The organism is Salmonella sp. 741265073_HBA (assembly GCF_046569105.1).
Lineage (GTDB): Bacteria > Pseudomonadota > Gammaproteobacteria > Enterobacterales > Enterobacteriaceae > Salmonella > Salmonella enterica.
Genome location: NZ_JBKFRY010000016.1, coordinates 34620 through 53579, shown reverse-complemented (window position 1 = coordinate 53579; position 18960 = coordinate 34620). Strand labels below are relative to the sequence as shown.

At 48.7% G+C, this 18960-nt stretch carries 22 protein-coding genes, 1 tRNA gene and 1 pseudogene; 15 read left to right on the top strand and 9 right to left on the bottom strand.

Annotated elements, in window-relative coordinates; translation table 11 throughout:
- Positions 1–54 precede the first annotated feature (54 nt).
- The 3 genes from hpaR to ACLD3P_RS18880 all read left to right on the top strand — a co-directional run bounded on the left by hpaR (position 55) and on the right by ACLD3P_RS18880 (position 2805).
- Positions 55–495, top strand: coding sequence for a homoprotocatechuate degradation operon regulator HpaR (gene hpaR / locus ACLD3P_RS18890; RefSeq protein ID WP_000543922.1), 441 nt, complete (start codon positions 55–57; stop codon positions 493–495).
- A gap of 217 nt (positions 496–712) precedes the next feature.
- On the top strand, positions 713–2275 hold the full coding sequence (gene hpaB / locus ACLD3P_RS18885) for a 4-hydroxyphenylacetate 3-monooxygenase, oxygenase component (protein WP_000801496.1): 1563 nt from the start codon (positions 713–715) through the stop codon (positions 2273–2275).
- A gap of 17 nt (positions 2276–2292) precedes the next feature.
- Positions 2293–2805 carry a 4-hydroxyphenylacetate 3-monooxygenase reductase subunit gene (locus ACLD3P_RS18880; RefSeq protein WP_001195556.1) on the top strand — a complete coding sequence of 171 codons (513 nt, stop codon included), beginning with the start codon at positions 2293–2295 and terminating at the stop codon, positions 2803–2805.
- 332 nt (positions 2806–3137) lie between these two features.
- Here the strand turns inward: ACLD3P_RS18880 and hiuH are convergent, their stop codons facing one another.
- Positions 3138–3548 (bottom strand): hydroxyisourate hydrolase, encoded by a 411-nt coding sequence (hiuH, locus tag ACLD3P_RS18875; RefSeq protein ID WP_000833182.1) that lies wholly within the window; start codon positions 3546–3548, stop codon positions 3138–3140.
- A gap of 135 nt (positions 3549–3683) precedes the next feature.
- Here hiuH and hprR point away from each other — a divergent pair, with 135 nt between their 5' ends.
- From hprR to ACLD3P_RS18855, 4 genes are all read left to right on the top strand, one after another.
- Complete coding sequence (hprR, locus tag ACLD3P_RS18870) at positions 3684–4364, top strand: response regulator transcription factor HprR (RefSeq protein WP_000698207.1); 681 nt, start codon at positions 3684–3686, stop codon at positions 4362–4364.
- Positions 4357–5721, top strand: coding sequence for a heavy metal sensor histidine kinase (locus ACLD3P_RS18865; RefSeq protein ID WP_183052015.1), 1365 nt, complete (start codon positions 4357–4359; stop codon positions 5719–5721). Before hprR ends, ACLD3P_RS18865 begins: the two co-directional genes overlap by 8 nt.
- A gap of 172 nt (positions 5722–5893) precedes the next feature.
- The gene (locus ACLD3P_RS18860; protein WP_020898652.1) at positions 5894–7363 is read left to right on the top strand and encodes a C69 family dipeptidase; all 1470 of its coding nucleotides are present in this window, start codon (positions 5894–5896) and stop codon (positions 7361–7363) included.
- 108 nt (positions 7364–7471) lie between these two features.
- Positions 7472–7582: a hypothetical protein gene (locus ACLD3P_RS18855; RefSeq protein WP_001579221.1), complete on the top strand. Its 111-nt coding sequence runs from the start codon at positions 7472–7474 to the stop codon at positions 7580–7582.
- On the opposite strand, the gene ACLD3P_RS18850 is transcribed toward ACLD3P_RS18855, so the two are convergent.
- Positions 7583–7753 (bottom strand): YlcI/YnfO family protein, encoded by a 171-nt coding sequence (locus ACLD3P_RS18850; RefSeq protein ID WP_001111006.1) that lies wholly within the window; start codon positions 7751–7753, stop codon positions 7583–7585.
- A 332-nt stretch (positions 7754–8085) separates the two neighbouring features.
- Between ACLD3P_RS18850 and sopB the strand changes: the two genes are divergently transcribed.
- Both sopB and sigE read left to right on the top strand, forming a co-directional pair.
- Positions 8086–9771, top strand: coding sequence for an SPI-1 type III secretion system effector inositol phosphate phosphatase SopB (gene sopB, locus ACLD3P_RS18845; RefSeq protein WP_411006657.1), 1686 nt, complete (start codon positions 8086–8088; stop codon positions 9769–9771).
- Positions 9772–9787: 16 nt separating this feature from the next.
- Positions 9788–10129 (top strand): type III secretion system chaperone SigE, encoded by a 342-nt coding sequence (sigE, locus tag ACLD3P_RS18840; RefSeq protein WP_076726376.1) that lies wholly within the window; start codon positions 9788–9790, stop codon positions 10127–10129.
- A gap of 9 nt (positions 10130–10138) precedes the next feature.
- Here sigE and ACLD3P_RS18835 read toward each other — a convergent pair.
- Positions 10139–10458, bottom strand: a pseudogene (locus tag ACLD3P_RS18835) (hypothetical protein).
- 217 nt (positions 10459–10675) lie between these two features.
- On the opposite strand from ACLD3P_RS18835, the gene pipB reads away from it, so the two are divergent.
- Both pipB and pipA read left to right on the top strand, forming a co-directional pair.
- Positions 10676–11551 (top strand): SPI-2 type III secretion system effector PipB, encoded by an 876-nt coding sequence (gene pipB / locus ACLD3P_RS18830; RefSeq protein WP_411006656.1) that lies wholly within the window; start codon positions 10676–10678, stop codon positions 11549–11551.
- Between the two features lie 222 nt (positions 11552–11773).
- Positions 11774–12454 (top strand): type III secretion system effector protease PipA, encoded by a 681-nt coding sequence (gene pipA / locus ACLD3P_RS18825; RefSeq protein ID WP_000938182.1) that lies wholly within the window; start codon positions 11774–11776, stop codon positions 12452–12454.
- Positions 12455–12662: 208 nt separating this feature from the next.
- Here the strand turns inward: pipA and tnpA are convergent, their stop codons facing one another.
- A complete protein-coding gene (gene tnpA / locus ACLD3P_RS18820) occupies positions 12663–13121 on the bottom strand; it encodes an IS200/IS605-like element IS200F family transposase (protein ID WP_000502119.1) in 459 nt (152 codons plus the stop codon).
- A 181-nt stretch (positions 13122–13302) separates the two neighbouring features.
- Positions 13303–13390 (bottom strand) — tRNA-Ser (locus ACLD3P_RS18815).
- A gap of 394 nt (positions 13391–13784) precedes the next feature.
- Between ACLD3P_RS18815 and yccA the strand changes: the two genes are divergently transcribed.
- Together yccA and tusE are read left to right on the top strand one after the other, a co-directional pair.
- The gene (yccA, locus tag ACLD3P_RS18810) at positions 13785–14444 is read left to right on the top strand and encodes an FtsH protease modulator YccA (RefSeq protein WP_000374046.1); all 660 of its coding nucleotides are present in this window, start codon (positions 13785–13787) and stop codon (positions 14442–14444) included.
- 86 nt (positions 14445–14530) lie between these two features.
- Positions 14531–14860 carry a sulfurtransferase TusE gene (gene tusE, locus ACLD3P_RS18805; RefSeq protein ID WP_000904446.1) on the top strand — a complete coding sequence of 110 codons (330 nt, stop codon included), beginning with the start codon at positions 14531–14533 and terminating at the stop codon, positions 14858–14860.
- On the opposite strand, the gene yccX is transcribed toward tusE, so the two are convergent.
- Genes yccX through ACLD3P_RS18790 form a run of 3 tightly spaced genes read right to left on the bottom strand, consistent with a single transcriptional unit; the run spans position 14857 to position 16540 of the window.
- The gene (gene yccX / locus ACLD3P_RS18800) at positions 14857–15138 is read right to left on the bottom strand and encodes an acylphosphatase (protein WP_247249522.1); all 282 of its coding nucleotides are present in this window, start codon (positions 15136–15138) and stop codon (positions 14857–14859) included. The two genes, tusE and yccX, sit on opposite strands and share 4 nt — an antisense overlap.
- Before the next feature lie 48 nt (positions 15139–15186).
- Positions 15187–15966, bottom strand: coding sequence for a helix-turn-helix transcriptional regulator (locus ACLD3P_RS18795; RefSeq protein ID WP_000548082.1), 780 nt, complete (start codon positions 15964–15966; stop codon positions 15187–15189).
- 25 nt (positions 15967–15991) lie between these two features.
- On the bottom strand, positions 15992–16540 hold the full coding sequence (locus ACLD3P_RS18790; RefSeq protein ID WP_316987890.1) for a YbhB/YbcL family Raf kinase inhibitor-like protein: 549 nt from the start codon (positions 16538–16540) through the stop codon (positions 15992–15994).
- Positions 16541–16754: 214 nt separating this feature from the next.
- Here ACLD3P_RS18790 and rlmI point away from each other — a divergent pair, with 214 nt between their 5' ends.
- Positions 16755–17966 carry a 23S rRNA (cytosine(1962)-C(5))-methyltransferase RlmI gene (gene rlmI / locus ACLD3P_RS18785; protein ID WP_000140480.1) on the top strand — a complete coding sequence of 404 codons (1212 nt, stop codon included), beginning with the start codon at positions 16755–16757 and terminating at the stop codon, positions 17964–17966.
- Positions 17967–18023: 57 nt separating this feature from the next.
- On the top strand, positions 18024–18341 hold the full coding sequence (gene hspQ / locus ACLD3P_RS18780; RefSeq protein ID WP_000561983.1) for a heat shock protein HspQ: 318 nt from the start codon (positions 18024–18026) through the stop codon (positions 18339–18341).
- Between the two features lie 44 nt (positions 18342–18385).
- Here hspQ and ACLD3P_RS18775 read toward each other — a convergent pair whose 3' ends face one another.
- Positions 18386–18799: a CoA-binding protein gene (locus ACLD3P_RS18775; RefSeq protein ID WP_001537782.1), complete on the bottom strand. Its 414-nt coding sequence runs from the start codon at positions 18797–18799 to the stop codon at positions 18386–18388.
- Positions 18800–18960: the final 161 nt, after the last annotated feature.

Genomic DNA, 18960 nt, shown 5'->3' with positions numbered 1-18960 from the left:
CATCGGTAAACACGATTATTCAGGTATTAATAATTCTGCAAAAGAGAAACGCTTATGCATGATTCATTAACCATCGCATTGCTTCAGGCGCGCGAAGCAGCAATGACCTATTTCCGCCCCATCGTTAAAAGCCACAATCTGACCGACCAGCAATGGCGCATTGTGCGAATCCTGGCCGATAGCCCCTCTATGGATTTTCACGAGCTGGCCTTTCGTACCTGCATTTTGCGTCCAAGTCTGACCGGAATATTGACGCGCATGGAGCGAGACGGACTGGTGTTGCGACTCAAGCCGGTTAACGATCAGCGTAAGTTATATGTCATGTTGACGGAGCAGGGACAAACGTTGTACGCCCGTGCCCGGAGCCAGGTAGAAGAGGCTTATCGAAAAATTGAGGCCGATTTCACGCCCGAAAAAACACAGCAATTGATGCTGCTGCTGGACGATCTTATTGCCCTGGGACGCCAGCATCCTGATAGCGAAGCGGAAGCATAGTATTCTTACCTTCCCTCGCCGCCGACACGGGAATCCCCTCCCGCTTACAACGTTGACGGCGATCGCATTTTACTCTTCTTCTTCGACGTTCATCTGAAAAGTACCCGCCGTTGTCCTGAAAGTCTCTTCACAGTTTACGCTTCTGCCTATTCAATTAAACAACAAATAAGAAACATATTATTAACAAAGCATTCCGATTAACGAGGAAGAGGCCGCAATGAAACCTGAAGATTTTCGTACTGATAACAAGCGTCCGTTAACGGGCGAAGAGTATTTAAAAAGCCTGCAGGACGGGCGGGAAATTTATATTTACGGCGAACGCGTTAAAGATGTTACGACACATCCGGCATTCCGCAATGCCGCAGCCTCTGTCGCACAACTGTATGACGCATTACATAAACCGTCGATGCAAGATACCCTGTGCTGGAATACTGATACCGGCAGCGGCGGTTATACGCATAAATTTTTCCGCGTGGCGAAAAGCGCAGACGATCTGCGCCAACAGCGTGATGCTATCGCCGAGTGGTCACGCCTGAGTTACGGCTGGATGGGACGCACACCGGATTACAAAGCCGCCTTTGGTTGCGCTCTGGGCGCTAACCCAGCCTTCTACGGCCAGTTTGAGCAGAACGCCCGCAACTGGTACACCCGTATTCAGGAGACCGGCCTGTACTTTAACCATGCAATCGTCAACCCGCCTATCGACCGCCACAAACCTGCCGACGAAGTGAAAGACGTCTATATCAAGCTGGAGAAAGAGACGGACGCCGGGATTATTGTCAGCGGGGCGAAAGTCGTCGCCACTAACTCTGCCCTGACTCACTACAACATGATTGGTTTCGGCTCAGCCCAGGTGATGGGCGAAAACCCGGATTTTGCTCTGATGTTTGTCGCGCCAATGGATGCCGAAGGCGTAAAACTTATTTCGCGCGCCTCGTATGAAATGGTCGCGGGCGCGACGGGCTCGCCGTTTGATTATCCCCTCTCCAGCCGCTTTGATGAAAACGATGCCATTCTGGTGATGGACAAGGTGTTGATCCCGTGGGAAAACGTCTTGATTTACCGTGATTTCGATCGTTGCCGTCGCTGGACGATGGAAGGCGGCTTTGCCCGTATGTATCCACTGCAAGCCTGTGTTCGTCTGGCGGTTAAACTTGATTTCATTACCGCGCTGCTGAAAAAATCGCTCGAATGTACGGGTACCGTAGAGTTCCGGGGCGTGCAGGCCGATCTCGGCGAAGTCGTGGCCTGGCGCAATATGTTCTGGGCATTGAGCGATTCTATGTGTTCTGAAGCAACCCCGTGGGTAAACGGCGCCTGGCTACCGGACCACGCCGCGCTGCAAACCTATCGTGTGATGGCCCCAATGGCCTACGCGAAAATTAAAAATATTATTGAACGTAACGTTACCAGCGGCCTGATTTACCTGCCTTCCAGCGCCCGTGATCTGAATAATCCGCAAATCGACCAGTACCTGGCGAAATACGTACGTGGCTCTAACGGAATGGACCATGTTGAACGTATCAAAATTCTTAAATTGATGTGGGATGCCATCGGCAGCGAGTTTGGCGGCCGCCATGAGCTGTACGAGATTAACTACTCGGGCAGCCAGGATGAAATTCGTCTGCAGTGCCTGCGTCAGGCCCAGAGCTCCGGCAATATGGATAAGATGATGGCAATGGTCGATCGCTGCCTCTCCGAATACGATCAGAATGGCTGGACGGTTTCGCATTTGCACAATAACGACGACATCAATCAACTGGATAAGCTGCTGAAATAACGCGGCAGGAGGTTCTCATGCAAGTAGATGAACAACGTCTGCGTTTTCGCGATGCGATGGCAAGTCTGGCGGCAGCGGTCAACATCGTAACCACGGCGGGTCACGCCGGACGCTGCGGTATCACCGCAACAGCGGTCTGCTCCGTCACCGATACGCCGCCCTCCGTAATGGTATGTATTAATGCCAATAGCGCCATGAACCCCGTTTTTCAGGGTAACGGCAGGCTGTGCATTAATGTACTTAACCATGAGCAGGAGCTGATGGCGCGCCACTTTGCCGGTATGACGGGGATGGCGATGGAGGAGCGTTTTCACCAGCCATGTTGGCAAAACGGACCGCTGGGCCAGCCGGTACTTAACGGCGCGCTGGCCGGTCTTGAAGGCGAGATCAGCGAGGTACAAACCATTGGCACGCATCTGGTGTATCTGGTGGCGATCAAAAATATTATCCTTAGCCAGGATGGGCATGGCCTGATTTATTTCAAACGCCGTTTTCATCCGGTCAGACTTGAGATGGAAGCGCCTGTTTAACCGTCACTCATGCCCACAAGCGGGATAACCACCGCTTGTGGGAGAAGAGTCGATACGCTGAAGATTTTTATTCCCGCCGCGATGTTTGCTCGCCATAAATCGCGGCGATTAATACAATCCAAGACCCTATCCCAGCAGGCGTTATTGACGCAGCCAGTTTGGACACGGACAGCGCGCAAAAACCGGAGCGTACACGTAGTACGTGAGGTTTGACTCGCTACGCTCGCCCTTCGGGCCGCCGCAAGCGGCGTTCAAAACGCTAACGCGTTTTGGCGAGCACTGCCCAGGTCCAAAATGGCAAGTAAAATAGCCCTAATGGGATAGGCTCTAAATTAGCTCCCGCGATAGGTTGAATAACCATACTGACTTAATAACAGCGGCACATGATAGTGCTCATTCGTTTTGCTGATATGAAACTCGACGGGAATCTCCGGGAAAAACGTGTCCAGTTTTTTACTTTCAAAATACTGGCCGGTTTTAAAAATAACGCGATAATCCCCCGGCGCGGCAGCTTTTTCGGGCCACAGAGCTTTAATACGTCCATCCTGGTCGGTATGCCCGGTGTTTAATTGCGTCCATCCGTTATCCTTTTTCTGCTCCAGTACCACCTCCACGCCGGGCGCCGGTTTGCCTGTTTGCTGATCGAGAATATGTACGCTGAGAATATTGTTGCCAGCGGCCAGCGCCATTGCCGGGGCTGCAACAAGAGATGCTATCGCGGTAGCCAGTATATATCGTTTCATGCTTCACTCCTTTACGGTATTGATGCAGGAAAATATATCTGGCGCGTCCAGGATTAACCTTACACGGACATGACAATTATGTCATCTTGTTGGAGATTTACGGATTCGCTACCAAGCCTATGGCATACTGCGTCGATGAAGATTTTATTGATTGAAGATAACCAGAAAACCATTGAGTGGGTACGTCAGGGACTCACGGAGGCAGGCTATGTGGTTGATTATGCCTGTGATGGACGAGACGGATTACACCTGGCCCTTCAGGAACATTATTCTTTGATTATTCTTGATATTATGCTGCCGGGGCTTGATGGATGGCAGGTTTTACGCGCGTTACGCACTGCGCATCAGTCCCCTGTTATTTGCCTGACGGCGCGCGACTCGGTTGAGGATCGCGTCAAAGGTCTTGAGGCGGGCGCTAATGATTACCTTGTTAAGCCTTTTTCCTTCGCCGAGCTGCTGGCCCGGGTGAGAGCTCAACTCAGACAGCATGTCCCGGTCTTTACCCGACTGACGATCAATGGTCTGGACATGGATGCCACAAAGCAATCGGTGTCACGAAATGGCAAACCGATTTCCCTGACCCGCAAAGAATTCCTGCTCCTCTGGTTACTGGCGTCCCGGGCAGGAGAAATCGTGCCCCGAACCGCGATCGCCAGCGAAGTTTGGGGAATTAACTTTGATAGTGAAACCAACACCGTTGATGTCGCGATTCGTCGGCTGCGCGCCAAAGTAGACGATCCATTTGAAAAGAAGCTCATTATGACCGTCCGGGGGATGGGTTATCGATTACAGGCGGAAACGTCGCAGAATGGTTAAGTTATCAATGACGCTGCGCCTGACAATTTCTTTTATCGCCATACTTATCCTCGCCTGTACCGGCATTAGCTGGACGCTCTATAACGCGCTGAGCAAAGAATTAACGTATCGGGATGATATGACGCTAATAAATCGGGCGGCGCAAATGCAGCAACTGTTACTGGATGGCGCCAGGCCGGAAAATCTGCCGCTCTACTTCAATCGGATGGTGGATACGAAGCAGGATATCTTATTGATCCATTCTGCAACAGGCCACAATGTTGCGATTAATCATAGCGGCATCCCCGACCAACGCTTTAACGAGATTCCGCTGGCTAAAAACATCACCCGCGAAACCTTATTTCGCCAGGCGGTACAAGGCACGGAGCTGACCGCGGTACGAGTAAACGCCAGAAGCGGCGATGACCCACTGACCCTTACTATCGCCAGGCTGGCGACGGAAAGGCGGCAAATGCTGGCGCAATATCGCCGCAACAGTTTGCTGATTAGCCTTATCGCGATCCTCGTCTGTTCGGCGCTCAGTCCATTAGTCATCAGAAACGGGCTGCGGGCCATTACGTCGCTCAGCCGACTCACCGCGGCGACAGATAGCGGCACACTTCGCCAGCCGTTGGCGGAACAGGCGTTACCCGTCGAGCTCAGACCGCTTGGACAAGCGCTAAATACCATGCGCCAGAAGCTTTCCGACGATTTTGAACGCCTGAACCAATTTGCCGACGATCTGGCGCATGAGCTGCGCACGCCGGTTAATATTTTACTGGGGAAAAACCAGGTGATGCTGAGTCAGGAACGCAGCGCCGAAGAGTATCAACAAGCCCTTGTCGATAATATTGAAGAGCTGGAGGGACTGTCGCGACTGACAGAAAATATTCTCTTTCTGGCACGCGCGGAGCACCAGAATATAGCGGTAAAAAAACAGCCTGTTTCGCTCAATGCGCTGGTCGAAAATATGCTGGATTATCTTAGCCCCCTTGCCGAGGAGAAGCGCATCTGTTTTATAAATCAATGTCAGGGAACGGTATGGGCTGACGAAATATTATTACAAAGAGTACTCTCAAACCTGCTGACGAATGCCATCCGTTATTCTGATGAAAACGCCGTGATACGTATTGAAAGCGCTTATGATGATAACGTTGCAGAAATTCGGGTCGCGAATCCGGGCAGCCACCCCGCCGATGCGGATAAGCTTTTCCGGCGTTTTTGGCGAGGAGATAATGCCCGCCACACTGCCGGTTTCGGCCTGGGGCTATCGTTGGTTAACGCGATTGCTCTATTGCACGGTGGCTCGGCATCTTACCGCTATGCCGATGAACATAATATCTTTTCGGTTCGTCTGCCTGATAGCGGTTATAGCTAAGGTCAGTACAGGTTCTGTTCCCCTTCCCTGCCACAGGGCTGTGGTTATCAATACAACCTCAATAAAGAGAAAATAAAGGATGCCGCCAAAGAATATTGCTGGCTCGATCACTTTCTCGGTTTCCAATCCAGGGTCAATTCATCCCATAACGCGTTATTCAGTGGGAACCTTTATGAAAAAGTATCTTGCATTCGCCGTTACGCTGCTGGGTATGGGTAAAGTCATCGCCTGTACTACCCTTTTGGTAGGCAATCAGGCTTCGGCTGATGGCTCCTTCATTATCGCGCGTAACGAGGATGGCTCGGCAAATAACGCCAAGCATAAGGTTATTCATCCCGTCGCGTTTCATCAACAAGGCGAGTATAAAGCACATCGGAACAATTTTAGCTGGCCGCTTCCGGAGACAGCGATGCGCTATACGGCGATTCATGACTTTGATACTAACGATAACGCCATGGGTGAAGCCGGTTTCAATTCGGCGGGCGTCGGAATGAGCGCAACGGAAACCATTTACAATGGCAGAGCGGCGCTGGCTGCCGATCCTTACGTGACAAAAACGGGAATCACGGAAGACGCCATTGAGTCCGTGATCCTGCCAGTGGCGCAATCGGCGCGTCAGGGCGCCAAATTACTGGGCGACATTATTGAACAAAAAGGCGCGGGCGAAGGTTTCGGCGTCGCGTTTATTGATAGCAAAGAGATATGGTATCTGGAGACGGGAAGCGGTCATCAATGGCTGGCAGTACGACTTCCGGCAGATAGCTATTTCGTTTCCGCCAATCAGGGACGTTTACGCCATTACGATCCGAATGATAACGCGAATTATATGGCGTCACCAACGTTAGTAAGCTTTGCGAAAAAGCAGGGATTATATGATCCGGCCCGCGGCGAATTCGACTTTCATCAAGCCTATTCGCAGGATAACAAAAACGATACCACCTATAATTATCCGCGCGTCTGGACGCTACAACACCAGTTTAATCCGCATCTGGATACGGTCGTTAGCGAAGGGAAAACATTTCCTGTTTTTTTAACGCCAATAACGAAAATTAGCGTGGCGGCAGTAAAAAACGCGTTACGCAATCACTATCAGGGAACGTCGCACGACCCTTATGCCAGTCATAATCCACAAGAACCATGGCGACCTATATCCGTTTTTCGTACCCAGGAGTCACATATTTTACAGGTCAGACCGAAATTACCGCAGGCTATCGGCAACGTAGAATACATCGCCTATGGAATGCCATCTCTTAGCGTCTATCTCCCCTATTATCAGGGAATGCGTCATTATCAACCCGGAGATGATAAAGGAACCGATCGGGCGAGCAACGACTCTACCTACTGGACATTCCGCACGCTGCAAACGCTGGTTATGCAGGACTACAATGCGTTTGCGCCAGATGTGCAACACGCCTGGAAAACATTTGAACAGCAAACAGCTAAGCAGCAGTATAAGATGGAACAGAGCTATCTGAGATTATATGCGTCGCATCCGAAAGAAGCGCAACGCTTACTGCAAAATTTTGAAGATAAAACGATGCAAAATGCGCAGACGCTCGCCCGTCGCCTGACCAATAATATTATTACGACAATGACTTACCGCACAGATATGAAATATCACTTTTCAAGTACGCAACCATAAATTTAATGACAATCTATTAGCCACTCATACACAATAAGATAAAGCGGCACCAGAATTAGCCAGATATAAAAGACAATAATTATTATAGATTCATAGAGAGGATAGTTTATGACACTCCAGGCAAATATCAGCAAAGAGATAAAAGCGGCAAAAACCCAGGAGGTATATAAGCACGTTGTTCTTTTCAAAATGGCCGCCCCCTCTTACATAAGACGATAACTACAGCTTATGTCCCGTGTTACATAACTTTTCCCGACAGGCCTCTTTTACCCATGCTGAAAAATTCCGCGTCTTCTCAGATTTCAACGCGAATTCTATCTGTTCAAGCATGGAATAGGAAAAACGAATATTCTTCGTCACGGTCTTACTTGTCCGGGGCTTTGCTGGCATACACACACCTGTATAACATTTGATGTAACGCCGTTACTTTACGCAGGAGTAAATCGGTGAATTTGATCTGAGTCAAGAAGGTGGGTTTTCAATAAAAGTTGTGCCCTAAATTGTGAAGTTTGTAGATTTTATGAACATTTGATGTGCCGTTCTCCCCCCATGATCGCCACTACGTATGGACGTCAGGACACCTCCCCGCCTGATCAGAAGCGTTTCCTCATTAAAAAGGACATTTTTTTAAAGTTCCTGGTGCATAAAAGTCACATCCTTTTAAAGGGTTGTTAACCCTGTTGAATGTTCCCACTCCCCTATTCAGGAATATTAAAAACGCTATGCAAATACAGAGCTTCTATCACTCAGCTTCACTAAAAACCCAGGAGGCTTTTAAAAGCCTACAAAAAACCTTATACAATGGAATGCAGATTCTCTCAGGCCAGGGCAAAGCGCCGGCTAAAGCGCCCGACGTTCGCCCGGAAATTATTGTCCTGCGAGAACCCGGCGCGACATGGGGGAATTATCTACAGCATCAGAAGACGTCTAACCACTCGCTGCATAACCTCTATAACTTACAGCGCGATCTTCTTACCGTCGCGGCAACCGTTCTGGGTAAACAAGACCCGGTTCTAACGTCAATGGCAAACCAAATGGAGTTAGCCAAAGTTAAAGCGGACCGGCCAGCAACAAAACAAGAAGAAGCCGCGGCAAAAGCATTGAAGAAAAATCTTATCGAACTTATTGCAGCACGCACTCAGCAGCAAAATGGCCTACCTGCAAAAGAAGCTCATCGCTTTGCGGCAGTAGCGTTTAGAGATGCTCAGGTCAAGCAGCTTAATAACCAGCCCTGGCAAACCATAAAAAATACACTCACGCATAACGGGCATCACTATACCAACACGCAGCTCCCTGCCGCAGAGATGAAAATTGGCGCAAAAGATATCTTTCCCAGTGCTTATCAGGGAAAGGGCGTATGCAGTTGGGATACCAGGAATATTCATCACGCCAACAATTTGTGGATGTCCACGGTGAGTGTGCATGAGGACGGTAAAGATAAAACGCTCTTTTGCGGGATACGTCATGGCGTGCTTTCCCCCTATCATGAAAAAGATCCGCTTCTGCGTCAGGTCGGCGCTGAAAACAAAGCCAAAGAAGTATTAACTGCGGCACTTTTTAGTAAACCTGAGTTGCTTAACAGAGCCTTAGCGGGCGAAGCGGTAAGCCTGAAACTGGTATCCGTCGGGTTACTCACCGCGTCGAATATTTTCGGCAAAGAGGGAACGATGGTCGAGGATCAAATGCGCGCATGGCAATCGTTGACCCAGCCGGGAAAAATGATTCATTTAAAAATCCGCAATAAAGATGGCGATCTACAGACGGTAAAAATAAAACCGGACGTCGCCGCATTTAATGTGGGTGTTAATGAGCTGGCGCTCAAGCTCGGCTTTGGCCTTAAAGCATCGGATAGATATAATGCCGAAGCGCTACATCAGTTATTAGGCAATGATTTACGCCCTGAAGCCAGACCAGGTGGCTGGGTTGGCGAATGGCTGGCGCAATACCCGGATAATTATGAGGTCGTAAATACATTAGCGCGCCAGATTAAGGATATCTGGAAAAATAACCAACATCATAAAGATGGCGGCGAACCCTATAAACTCGCACAACGCCTTGCCATGTTAGCCCATGAAATTGGCGCGGTACCCGCCTGGAATTGTAAAAGCGGCAAAGATCGTACAGGGATGATGGATTCAGAAATCAAGCGAGAGCTCATTTCTTTCCATCAGACCCATATGTTAAATACTCCTGGCAGTCTTCCGGATAGCGGTGGGCAGAAAATTTTCCAAAAAGTATTACTGAATAGCGGTAACCTGGAGATTCAGAAACAAAATACGGGTGGAGCGGGAAACAAAGTAATGAAAAATTTATCGCCAGAGGTGCTCAATCTTTCCTATCAAAAACGAGTTGGGGATGAAAATATTTGGCAGTCAGTAAAAGGCATTTCTTCATTAATCACATCTTGAGTCTTGAGGTAACTATATGGAAAATTTATTAAATCGTTTATATGACGCGTTAGGCCTGGATGCGCCAGAAGATGAGCCACTGCTTATCATTGATGATGGGATACAGGTTTATTTTAATGAATCCGATCATACACTGGAAATGTGCTGTCCCTTTATGCCACTGCCTGACGACATCCTGACTTTGCAGCATTTTTTACGTCTTAACTACACCAGCGCCGTCACTATCGGCGCTGACGCAGACAATACTGCTTTAGTGGCGCTTTATCGCTTGCCGCAAACCAGTACCGAAGAAGAGGCGCTCACTGGTTTTGAATTATTCATTTCAAACGTGAAGCAATTGAAAGAGCATTATGCATAATTTAATACGTCAACATACTTTCTTAATGAGATAAAACGCGATACGTATGCCCTTTACAAGAGACAAAACCAGAATCTTTGGTGGAAATGTAAGGGGCAAACGTTCCTCTCTCATTTTGCTCTGTTTGCGGGAGCATTTTTAGTGTGTAAGTATTTCTGCTCGTCAGGTTTTTACGCCATCTACGCACATTTATTCTGCTATAAGTTGAAATACTGCAAAAAAATATTAAGGCTTATTATTTTTTCTTTAGGTAAATTTTCGCTCAACAAACTTAATTGTTTATTCATTGATGATGAAGCGTAAGCTATGCTGGAAATGAAGGAAGTCAATAGTAAGGATAATCTTATTATTCACGGGTGATATTACTTCTGCTTCACCGTTATGGCAGATATCATCGCCTCTTGTCAGATGCCAGACACCTACTCATACCCAACCAAAGCTCTAAATACAAAAATCACCTTATATCTTTTTTTATTATTCCTTGTATAAATGTGACTTGACTCACACCTATAAGGAATCGACTCACTTCCATAAGAAGGAATCAAAATGCCAATAACTAACGCGTCCCCAGAAAATATATTAAGATATTTGCATGCGGCCGGTACCGGTACGAAAGAAGCAATGAAAAGTGCAACTTCACCACGCGGTATACTGGAATGGTTTGTCAATTTTTTTACCTGTGGTGGAGTAAGAAGAAGCAATGAAAGATGCTTTCAGGAGGTAATTGGAAAACTGACCACATCATTATTATATGTAAATAAAGATGCTTTCTTCGATGGTAATAAAATATTTCTTGAGGATGTCAACGGGTGTACTATATGTCTGTCATGTGGAGCAGCATCCGAAAATACGGATCCCATGGTCATTATTGAAGTGAACAAAAATGGAAAAACTGTAACGGATAACGTTGATAGCGAGAGATTTTGGAATGTATGTCGAATGTTAAAGCTGATGAGTAAACATAATATACAACAGCCTGATTCACTTATAACCGAGAATGGTTTTCTGAACCTGCGCGGAGTAAACCTGGCTCATAAAGATTTCCAGGGGGAAGATTTGTCAAAAATAGATGCTTCTAATGCAGATTTCCGTGAAACAAATCTTTCTAATGTAAATTTAGTCGGTGCAATTTTGTGTTGTGCAAATCTACACGCTGTAAATCTAATGGGTTCAAACATGACTAAAGCAAACCTAACTCACGCAGACCTGACTTGCGCTAACATGTCCGGTGTAAACTTAACCGCTGCAATTCTATTCGGCTCAGACTTAACTGACACCAAACTAAATGGTGCGAAATTAGATAAGATAGCTCTAACTTTAGCGAAATCATTAACAGGAGCCGATCTGACAGGTAGTCAACATACCCCTACTCCACTCCCGGATTACAATGATAAAACGCTTTTTCCCCATCCGATATTTTAGTCGAGATAAAGGGATTTTATAAACAAGGAGTATTCAAACAGAAGCCCCCCTTGTTTTATTACATAAACCCCGCCCCTAAGTTTCATTATAAATAACATTTTCAGCGTATTACTTGTTGGTTTTGTCTGAATCATAGCGTTATCTGTATATGGCACATTAACTAAAAACACTATTATTATTTAATTTAAATAATTCATAATTGTAGTCAGGGAATAAGAAGTTATGCTTCCGGTCACCTACAGATTAATACCTCAAAGTGGAGTATCCACATATGGATTAAATACCGCAGATACACCTGTTTTCCCCGATATTCCCGAACATGCACCAAACCCCTCACGGCTACGCCTTGCTCATGACAGCCTTGCCATAAACAGTGAATTCCGTCTGGAGCCAGAGTGTGTGGTGGAGTACCTTATCTCAGGCGCGGGTGGAATAGACCCTGATACAGAAATTGATGACGACACTTATGACGAATGCTACGATGAACTATCCTCCGTACTTCAAAATGCGTATACCCAAAGCGAAACATTCCGCAGACTGATGAATTACGCATATGAAAAAGAACTACATGATGTGGAGCAGCGCTGGCTACTGGGGGCAGGCGAAGCCTTTGAAACTACCGTGGCTCAGGAACACTTCAAACTTTCAGAAGGCAGGAAAGTTATTTGTCTCAATCTGGACGATTCTGATGATTCATATACCGAACATTATGAAAGTAACGAAGGAAGACAACTTTTTGACACAAAACGTTCATTTATTCATGAAGTTGTACATGCACTGACCCATCTTCAGGATAAAGAAGAAAATCATCCAAGAGGCCCTGTTGTCGAATATACCAACATTATTCTGAAAGAGATGGGGCATCCTTCACCTCCCAGAATGGTCTACATCTTCAATAAATAGACACATCAGGAAACGAAAAGAAACTAAAGACCCACGTAGTCCGTTTTTTCGGGAAATGTTCTGGCAGTATTTTCTAACTATATTCTAAGCGCCCAAAAAAATAAATATCCTCCGGCATAGCCGGAGGTTTTTCAGATGCGCCTGTAAGGCTCTCTTACCAGCCGCGCCCTAACAGGCGCATACGATCTGACATTTGCATCAAACTTCGTTACTTACGGCCCGTAAACGGGCTGCCCGGATAAGGGATCGATAATTGCTCACCCATTTTATCCTCTTCAAGCTGGTGCTTTATGTAGTCCTGTATCTTCGCCGTGTTCTTACCCACCGTATCGACATAGTACCCTCTGCACCAGAACTCTCTGTTCCTGTATTTGAATTTTAGATCCCCAAACTGCTCGTAAAGCATCAGACTACTTTTACCCTTCAGATATCCCATGAAGCTCGACACACTCATCTTCGGCGGGATCTCCAGAAGCATGTGAATATGATCTGCACAACATTCCGCTTCCAGGATTCGTACGTTTTTCCATTCACACAATTTTCTTAATATGCTGCCTACTGCCCTACGCTTCTCTCCATAGAACGCTTGTCTTCGGTATTTGGGCGCGAAAACTATGTGATATTTACAGTTCCATCGGGTGTGCGCTAAGCTCTTTTCGTCCCCCATTGGGACCCCCTTTTGATTTCTTGTTGAACTTTTGCAGTTGCCAGACCGCAAGATGTTTTAACAAATCAAAAGGGGTTTTAATAACTGGCTTAAAGCTGAAAGCTTTCCGGAACCCCCAGCCTAGCTGGGGGTTTTCCATAGACAACAAAGGGGTTACCTTTCGGTAACCCCTTGTTTAATCTGGCGGAAGCGCAGAGATTCGAACTCTGGAACCCTTTCGGGTCGCCGGTTTTCAAGACCGGTGCCTTCAACCGCTCGGCCACACTTCCGGAATGAGGCGCACTATAAACATCCCGGTGCGTCATGTAAAGACCGAATGTGTTCGTTTGCGTGAAAAACAGGCAAAATTTCGTTAATTGCCTGAAATAGCGGCACATTGACCATTTCTTCAACACAAAAACTGGCTTAATACGTGTTGATCGTCCCCACTGTTTTATCGCTGTGATTATCAATTTTTTATCGGTAGCGCGTGGTTGGCGCTGCCGCCTGTTTTATGGCGTAGCGCCAGACATGAGCAGACCGTTTTAACGACGGTAATCACCTGAAATCTCTTAAGGAAACTAAACGTAAACGAATGCGTAAAGATGGGTAAAACCACTGGGTGACAGTGACTGTTTTTATTATTCTCCTTTATTAATTACATCTGTCATAAGAGAGTGACTAATGGATCGTATCATTACATCATCGCGTGATCGTAGCTCGCTACTGAGTACGCACAAAGTACTGCGCAACACCTATTTTCTGTTGAGCCTGACGCTGGCTTTCTCCGCAATTACCGCGACAGCCAGTACGGTACTGATGCTGCCCTCCCCCGGCCTGATTCTGACGCTGGTCGGTATGTATGGGCTGATGTTCCTGACCTATAAAACCGCCAATAAGCCGGTCGGTATCCTGTCTGCTTTTGCGTTTACCGGCTTCCTCGGCTATATCCTGGGCCCAATTCTTAACGCCTATCTGTCAGCAGGCATGGGCGATGTCATTGGCCTGGCGCTGGGTGGGACCGCGTTAGTATTTTTCTGCTGCTCCGCTTACGTTCTGACCACCCGTAAGGATATGTCTTTCCTGGGCGGTATGTTAATGGCCGGGATCGTCGTCGTGCTGATTGGTATGGTGGCGAATATTTTCCTGCAACTGCCTGCATTGCACCTGGCGATTAGCGCGGTGTTTATCCTGATTTCCTCGGGCGCTATCCTGTATGAAACCAGTAACATCATTCACGGCGGTGAAACCAACTATATTCGTGCGACCGTCAGTCTGTACGTTTCGCTGTACAACATCTTTGTCAGCCTGCTCAGCATTCTGGGCTTCGCCAGCCGCGACTAATCGACATTCCCCTCTTCCAGCCCTGCTTATGCAGGGCTTTATTTTTTGCTACACTGCCGTCCGTGTTGATTACGCAGTGAAACGTTATGTTGATCTTTGAAGGTAAAGAAATCAGTACTGATAGCGAAGGCTATCTGAAAGAGACGACGCAGTGGAGTGAAGCGCTGGCAGTCGCTATCGCCGCCAATGAAGGCATTGAGCTCTCTGCGGAACACTGGGAAGTCGTGCGCTTCGTGCGCGAATTTTACCTGGAGTTTAATACCTCTCCCGCCATCCGAATGCTGGTAAAAGCGATGGCGAATAAGTTCGGCGAAGAAAAAGGCAACAGCCGTTATCTGTATCGTCTGTTCCCGAAAGGCCCGGCAAAGCAAGCGACCAAAATCGCCGGTCTGCCCAAACCGGTAAAGTGTATTTAATACCGAATACTGAAGCCTGTTAGCATCTCGCGAGGGCTGTGCGGTTCAGTGAGGATTTTGTCCACACGAGCAGAGCGCGGCCCGCCCTCTTTCAGCCACTTGATGAGTTTTTCCACCTGCGCCGCGTCGCCACAGGCCACTACTTCTACGCTTCCGTCATCCATATTCTTCGCATAGCCGGTTAACCCCAGCCGCTGCGCCTCATGCTGCGTGGTATAGCGAAACCCGACTCCCTGAACGCGACCATAAACCCAGGCGATAATGCAGACGTTCGACATGATGGTTCTCCTTTCATAATCAACGGTGAAGACGCATACAGGACATACTTAACGTACCTGACTGGGCAGACACCCATAATGTTGGCGGAATCTGGCCGTAAATCTCGACCCCGACAGGTAACCGCACCGTAGCGCTATTTCTCCGATCGGCAGCGTCGTCGATTGCAGTTGAGAAAGCGCGCAGGACATGCGCACCTCTTCAACAATTTGTCGATAACTCTGCGATTCGCGCTGCAAACGCCGACGCAGCGTCGATGTTCCCATAGCAAGACGGCGGGCTATCTCCTGGGCTGTCCATAGCTTAGCAGGCGAGAGCATAATCAGTTGCCGCACCTGCTCCGTGAGGGTGTAACGCCGTTCAATAAGCAGTGGTCCCGCCGCGCCATCATGCAAAAGCGCTAACAGTAACCCCATCGCCTGATGTTCCTGTAGCCCAACGGGCAACCCCTGGCGCACAGCATCCAACACGTTCTCCCACATAAATGTCAGGCTACGGCTCATCGGCGTACACAGCGATGTCAGGTTTGCCGGTGGATAATCCTGAACGTACATCGTTTTAAAGCGAGCAATAATCTCCGGTGAAAGTAACAACAGGTCGGAGCGAAAACCGTTCTGCGCAGGCTGATTAATAATCTCCAGCGGCGTGTTCGCCGGGATAATGATCAACTCGCCCGGCCCGGCGACAAGGCGGCTATCATCCTGAATGATGACTTTACTGCCCTGCGTAATATGGCAGATAGCGGCGGAAAAAAGCGTAACACGATGCAAACGGTGCAGATGACTGGAACGCACCTCTGCCGTCGTAAGATCCTGATGTCGAATATGCATCTCCTGCACCGTGCCGTCCTCTGTTTTACCTTCCGTGTGTGGCCGTGAATTTTGCTTTCGCAATCACATGCGCGTTAAGCATAAACCCTACCAACGCGCCACTCGACTCACTGTCGAGCGGCAGTGTTGCCGTATTCAGCGCCCACACAGTAAACTGGTAGCGATGAGGCTTATCGCCCGGCGGCGGACAGGCGCCGCCAAAGCCAGCATAACCGAAATCATTCCGTCCCTGCACCACTCCAGCGGGTAACGTTTTTTTATCAGCTCCCGTCGGCAGGTCGTGAATCTGCGCAGGAATATTCACCATCGTCCAGTGCCACCAGCCGCTTCCGGTGGGCGCATCAGGATCGAAGACGGTAATAGCGTAGCTTTTGGTTCCGGCAGGCGGATTGCGCCAGCTCAGCTGCGGCGAAATATTTTCTCCGCTACAACCAAATCCTTTAAAGACGTGCTGTTGCGTTAAACGAAAATCCGCCGGAATATCCGCGCTACTGAGGCTAAACGCCGATGCGGCAGATACGCTGCCACTCAATGCCATCATTGCGGCTGCGGTCAAAGAGAAGACTGTTTTCATTGTATTTCCTTCTTCATATAAAGAAATAACACTATAAAAAGCGCCCGCTGAAGAAACTGTGCCTTTACGATTCTATTTTGTGCAGAAACGCTCACCACCATACGCTGATGATTGCCCCTCTTATCTGTGCTACCCTACGCGCCATTTCGTTTTCACGGTCCCTGGCTGGAGCTATTATCCGGCTCGCGTCACTGTTTGTGAGAGGTTACTCCGCATGACTGAATCTACATTTCCGCAATATCCCCGTTTAGTCCTCAGCAAAGGGCGAGAAAAATCTTTACTCCGCCGCCACCCATGGGTCTTTTCCGGCGCCGTATCCCGTCTGGAAGGCAAAGCCAACCTCGGTGAAACTATCGATATCGTCGACCATCAGGGAAAGTGGTTAGCACGCGGCGCCTGGTCGCCAGCATCTCAGATCCGCGCGCGCGTCTGGACATTTGATAAAGCAGAATCCATTGATATTGCGTTTTTCACCCGCCGCCTGCGCCAGGCGCAGCAGTGGCGCGACTGGCTGGCGAAAAAAGACGGCCTGGATAGCTATCGTCTGATCGCCGGTGAGTCCGATGGCCTGCCTGGCGTCACTATCGATCGTTTTGGTCATTTTTTGGTGCTGCAACTGCTCAGCGCCGGGGCCGAATATCAACGCGCCGCATTAATTAGCGCTCTGCAAACATGCTATCCGGATTGCGCTATTTACGATCGCAGCGACGTCGCCGTGCGGAAAAAAGAAGGGATGGCGCTGACGCAAGGCCCGGTCACTGGCGAACTGCCGCCTGCGCTTCTGCCAATTGAAGAACACGGTATGAAATTACTGGTCGATATCCAGGGCGGCCACAAAACCGGTTATTATCTTGATCAGCGCGACAGTCGTCTGGCGACGCGCCGCTACGTGGAAAATCAGCGGGTACTGAACTGCTTCTCTTATACCGGCGGTTTTGCCGTGTCGGCATTAATGGGCGGTTGTCGCCAGGTTGTCAGCGTGGATACCTCACAGGATGCGCTGGATATCGCCAGGCAAAACGTTGAACTGAACCAACTGGACTTGAGCAAAGCCGAATTCGTGCGCGATGACGTGTTTAAGTTGCTGCGCGCTTACCGTGAACACGGCGAAAAATTCGACGTCATCATCATGGACCCGCCCAAATTCGTCGAAAATAAAAGCCAGTTAATGGGTGCCTGTCGGGGCTATAAAGACATTAACATGTTAGCGATTCAACTGCTCAATCCGGGCGGCATACTGCTGACATTCTCTTGCTCCGGACTGATGACCAGCGATTTATTTCAGAAAATCATTGCCGATGCCGCAATAGATGCCGGTCGTGATGTACAATTTATAGAGCAGTTCCGTCAGGCCGCCGATCACCCGGTGATCGCCACCTACCCGGAAGGGCTGTATCTGAAAGGGTTTGCCTGTCGCGTCATGTAACTTGAAAAGTGGAATAGTATCCTCATATAAAGGGTATCTATTTCCCGGGAGGTGACTATGATAGCCAGCAAATTCGGTATCGGCCAACAGGTCCGCCATTCCCTGTTAGGTTACCTCGGAGTGGTCGTCGATATCGACCCGGAATATTCGCTTGATGAACCGTCGCCTGATGAACTGGCGGTTAACGACGAACTTCGCGCCGCTCCGTGGTACCACGTGGTAATGGAAGATGATGATGGTCAGCCAGTGCATACTTATCTGGCCGAGGCCCAGTTGCGAAGCGAAATGCGGGACGAGCATCCAGAACAGCCATCGATGGATGAACTGGCGCGTACCATTCGCAAGCAGCTTCAGGCGCCGCGACTACGTAACTGATTGTATTTAAAAGGCCGGAGAGCGATATCCGGCCATTTAAACTTTTATTTCGCCAGCCCCAGGCGAGGGATCTCAATCGCCGGGCAGCGATCCATCACCACGGTCATGCCTGCATCCCGCGCCAGTACCGCCGCCTGCTCGTTGATCACGCCAAGCTGTAGCCACAGCGTTTTTGCGCCGATGGCGATAGCTTCCTGTGCGACGCCCCATGCAGCTTCAGAGTTGCGAAAAACATCCACCATATCGACTTTTTCGGGAATGTCCGCCAGCGTGGCATACCCCTGTTGCCCCAGCAATGTCTTACCCGCGACTTTTGGCGCAACCGGAATCACATGGTAGCCCTGTTCAAGCAGGTATTTCATTACCCGATAACTTGGACGATCGGGTTTATCGCTCGCACCTACCAGCGCGATAGTGCGAGTGGACGTCAATACATCAGCAATATCGGTCTCTTTCATCATCTTTCTCCTGGCTGTTTTGCAAAGTGTACGACAAACCTGACATAGCAACCATTCATCCCATACCGATGTATGAGAGCAAAACGCCAAAATATGTCTATATGTTAGTAAACATGATCTAAGAAAAATTTCGATACATTATTAGCCAGACGGCCTTTGGA

What these genes read in the sequence shown, in the direction of transcription:
- hpaR (WP_000543922.1), top strand. Translation starts at nt 55, where the DNA reads ATGCATGATTCATTAACCATCGCATTGCTTCAGGCGCGCGAAGCAGCA.
- hpaB (WP_000801496.1), top strand. Translation starts at nt 713, where the DNA reads ATGAAACCTGAAGATTTTCGTACTGATAACAAGCGTCCGTTAACGGGC.
- ACLD3P_RS18880 (WP_001195556.1), top strand. Translation starts at nt 2,293, where the DNA reads ATGCAAGTAGATGAACAACGTCTGCGTTTTCGCGATGCGATGGCAAGT.
- hiuH (WP_000833182.1), bottom strand. Translation starts at nt 3,548, where the DNA reads ATGAAACGATATATACTGGCTACCGCGATAGCATCTCTTGTTGCAGCC.
- hprR (WP_000698207.1), top strand. Translation starts at nt 3,684, where the DNA reads ATGAAGATTTTATTGATTGAAGATAACCAGAAAACCATTGAGTGGGTA.
- ACLD3P_RS18865 (WP_183052015.1), top strand. Translation starts at nt 4,357, where the DNA reads ATGGTTAAGTTATCAATGACGCTGCGCCTGACAATTTCTTTTATCGCC.
- ACLD3P_RS18860 (WP_020898652.1), top strand. Translation starts at nt 5,894, where the DNA reads ATGAAAAAGTATCTTGCATTCGCCGTTACGCTGCTGGGTATGGGTAAA.
- ACLD3P_RS18855 (WP_001579221.1), top strand. Translation starts at nt 7,472, where the DNA reads ATGACACTCCAGGCAAATATCAGCAAAGAGATAAAAGCGGCAAAAACC.
- ACLD3P_RS18850 (WP_001111006.1), bottom strand. Translation starts at nt 7,753, where the DNA reads ATGCCAGCAAAGCCCCGGACAAGTAAGACCGTGACGAAGAATATTCGT.
- sopB (WP_411006657.1), top strand. Translation starts at nt 8,086, where the DNA reads ATGCAAATACAGAGCTTCTATCACTCAGCTTCACTAAAAACCCAGGAG.
- sigE (WP_076726376.1), top strand. Translation starts at nt 9,788, where the DNA reads ATGGAAAATTTATTAAATCGTTTATATGACGCGTTAGGCCTGGATGCG.
- pipB (WP_411006656.1), top strand. Translation starts at nt 10,676, where the DNA reads ATGCCAATAACTAACGCGTCCCCAGAAAATATATTAAGATATTTGCAT.
- pipA (WP_000938182.1), top strand. Translation starts at nt 11,774, where the DNA reads ATGCTTCCGGTCACCTACAGATTAATACCTCAAAGTGGAGTATCCACA.
- tnpA (WP_000502119.1), bottom strand. Translation starts at nt 13,121, where the DNA reads ATGGGGGACGAAAAGAGCTTAGCGCACACCCGATGGAACTGTAAATAT.
- yccA (WP_000374046.1), top strand. Translation starts at nt 13,785, where the DNA reads ATGGATCGTATCATTACATCATCGCGTGATCGTAGCTCGCTACTGAGT.
- tusE (WP_000904446.1), top strand. Translation starts at nt 14,531, where the DNA reads ATGTTGATCTTTGAAGGTAAAGAAATCAGTACTGATAGCGAAGGCTAT.
- yccX (WP_247249522.1), bottom strand. Translation starts at nt 15,138, where the DNA reads ATGTCGAACGTCTGCATTATCGCCTGGGTTTATGGTCGCGTTCAGGGA.
- ACLD3P_RS18795 (WP_000548082.1), bottom strand. Translation starts at nt 15,966, where the DNA reads ATGCATATTCGACATCAGGATCTTACGACGGCAGAGGTGCGTTCCAGT.
- ACLD3P_RS18790 (WP_316987890.1), bottom strand. Translation starts at nt 16,540, where the DNA reads ATGAAAACAGTCTTCTCTTTGACCGCAGCCGCAATGATGGCATTGAGT.
- rlmI (WP_000140480.1), top strand. Translation starts at nt 16,755, where the DNA reads ATGACTGAATCTACATTTCCGCAATATCCCCGTTTAGTCCTCAGCAAA.
- hspQ (WP_000561983.1), top strand. Translation starts at nt 18,024, where the DNA reads ATGATAGCCAGCAAATTCGGTATCGGCCAACAGGTCCGCCATTCCCTG.
- ACLD3P_RS18775 (WP_001537782.1), bottom strand. Translation starts at nt 18,799, where the DNA reads ATGAAAGAGACCGATATTGCTGATGTATTGACGTCCACTCGCACTATC.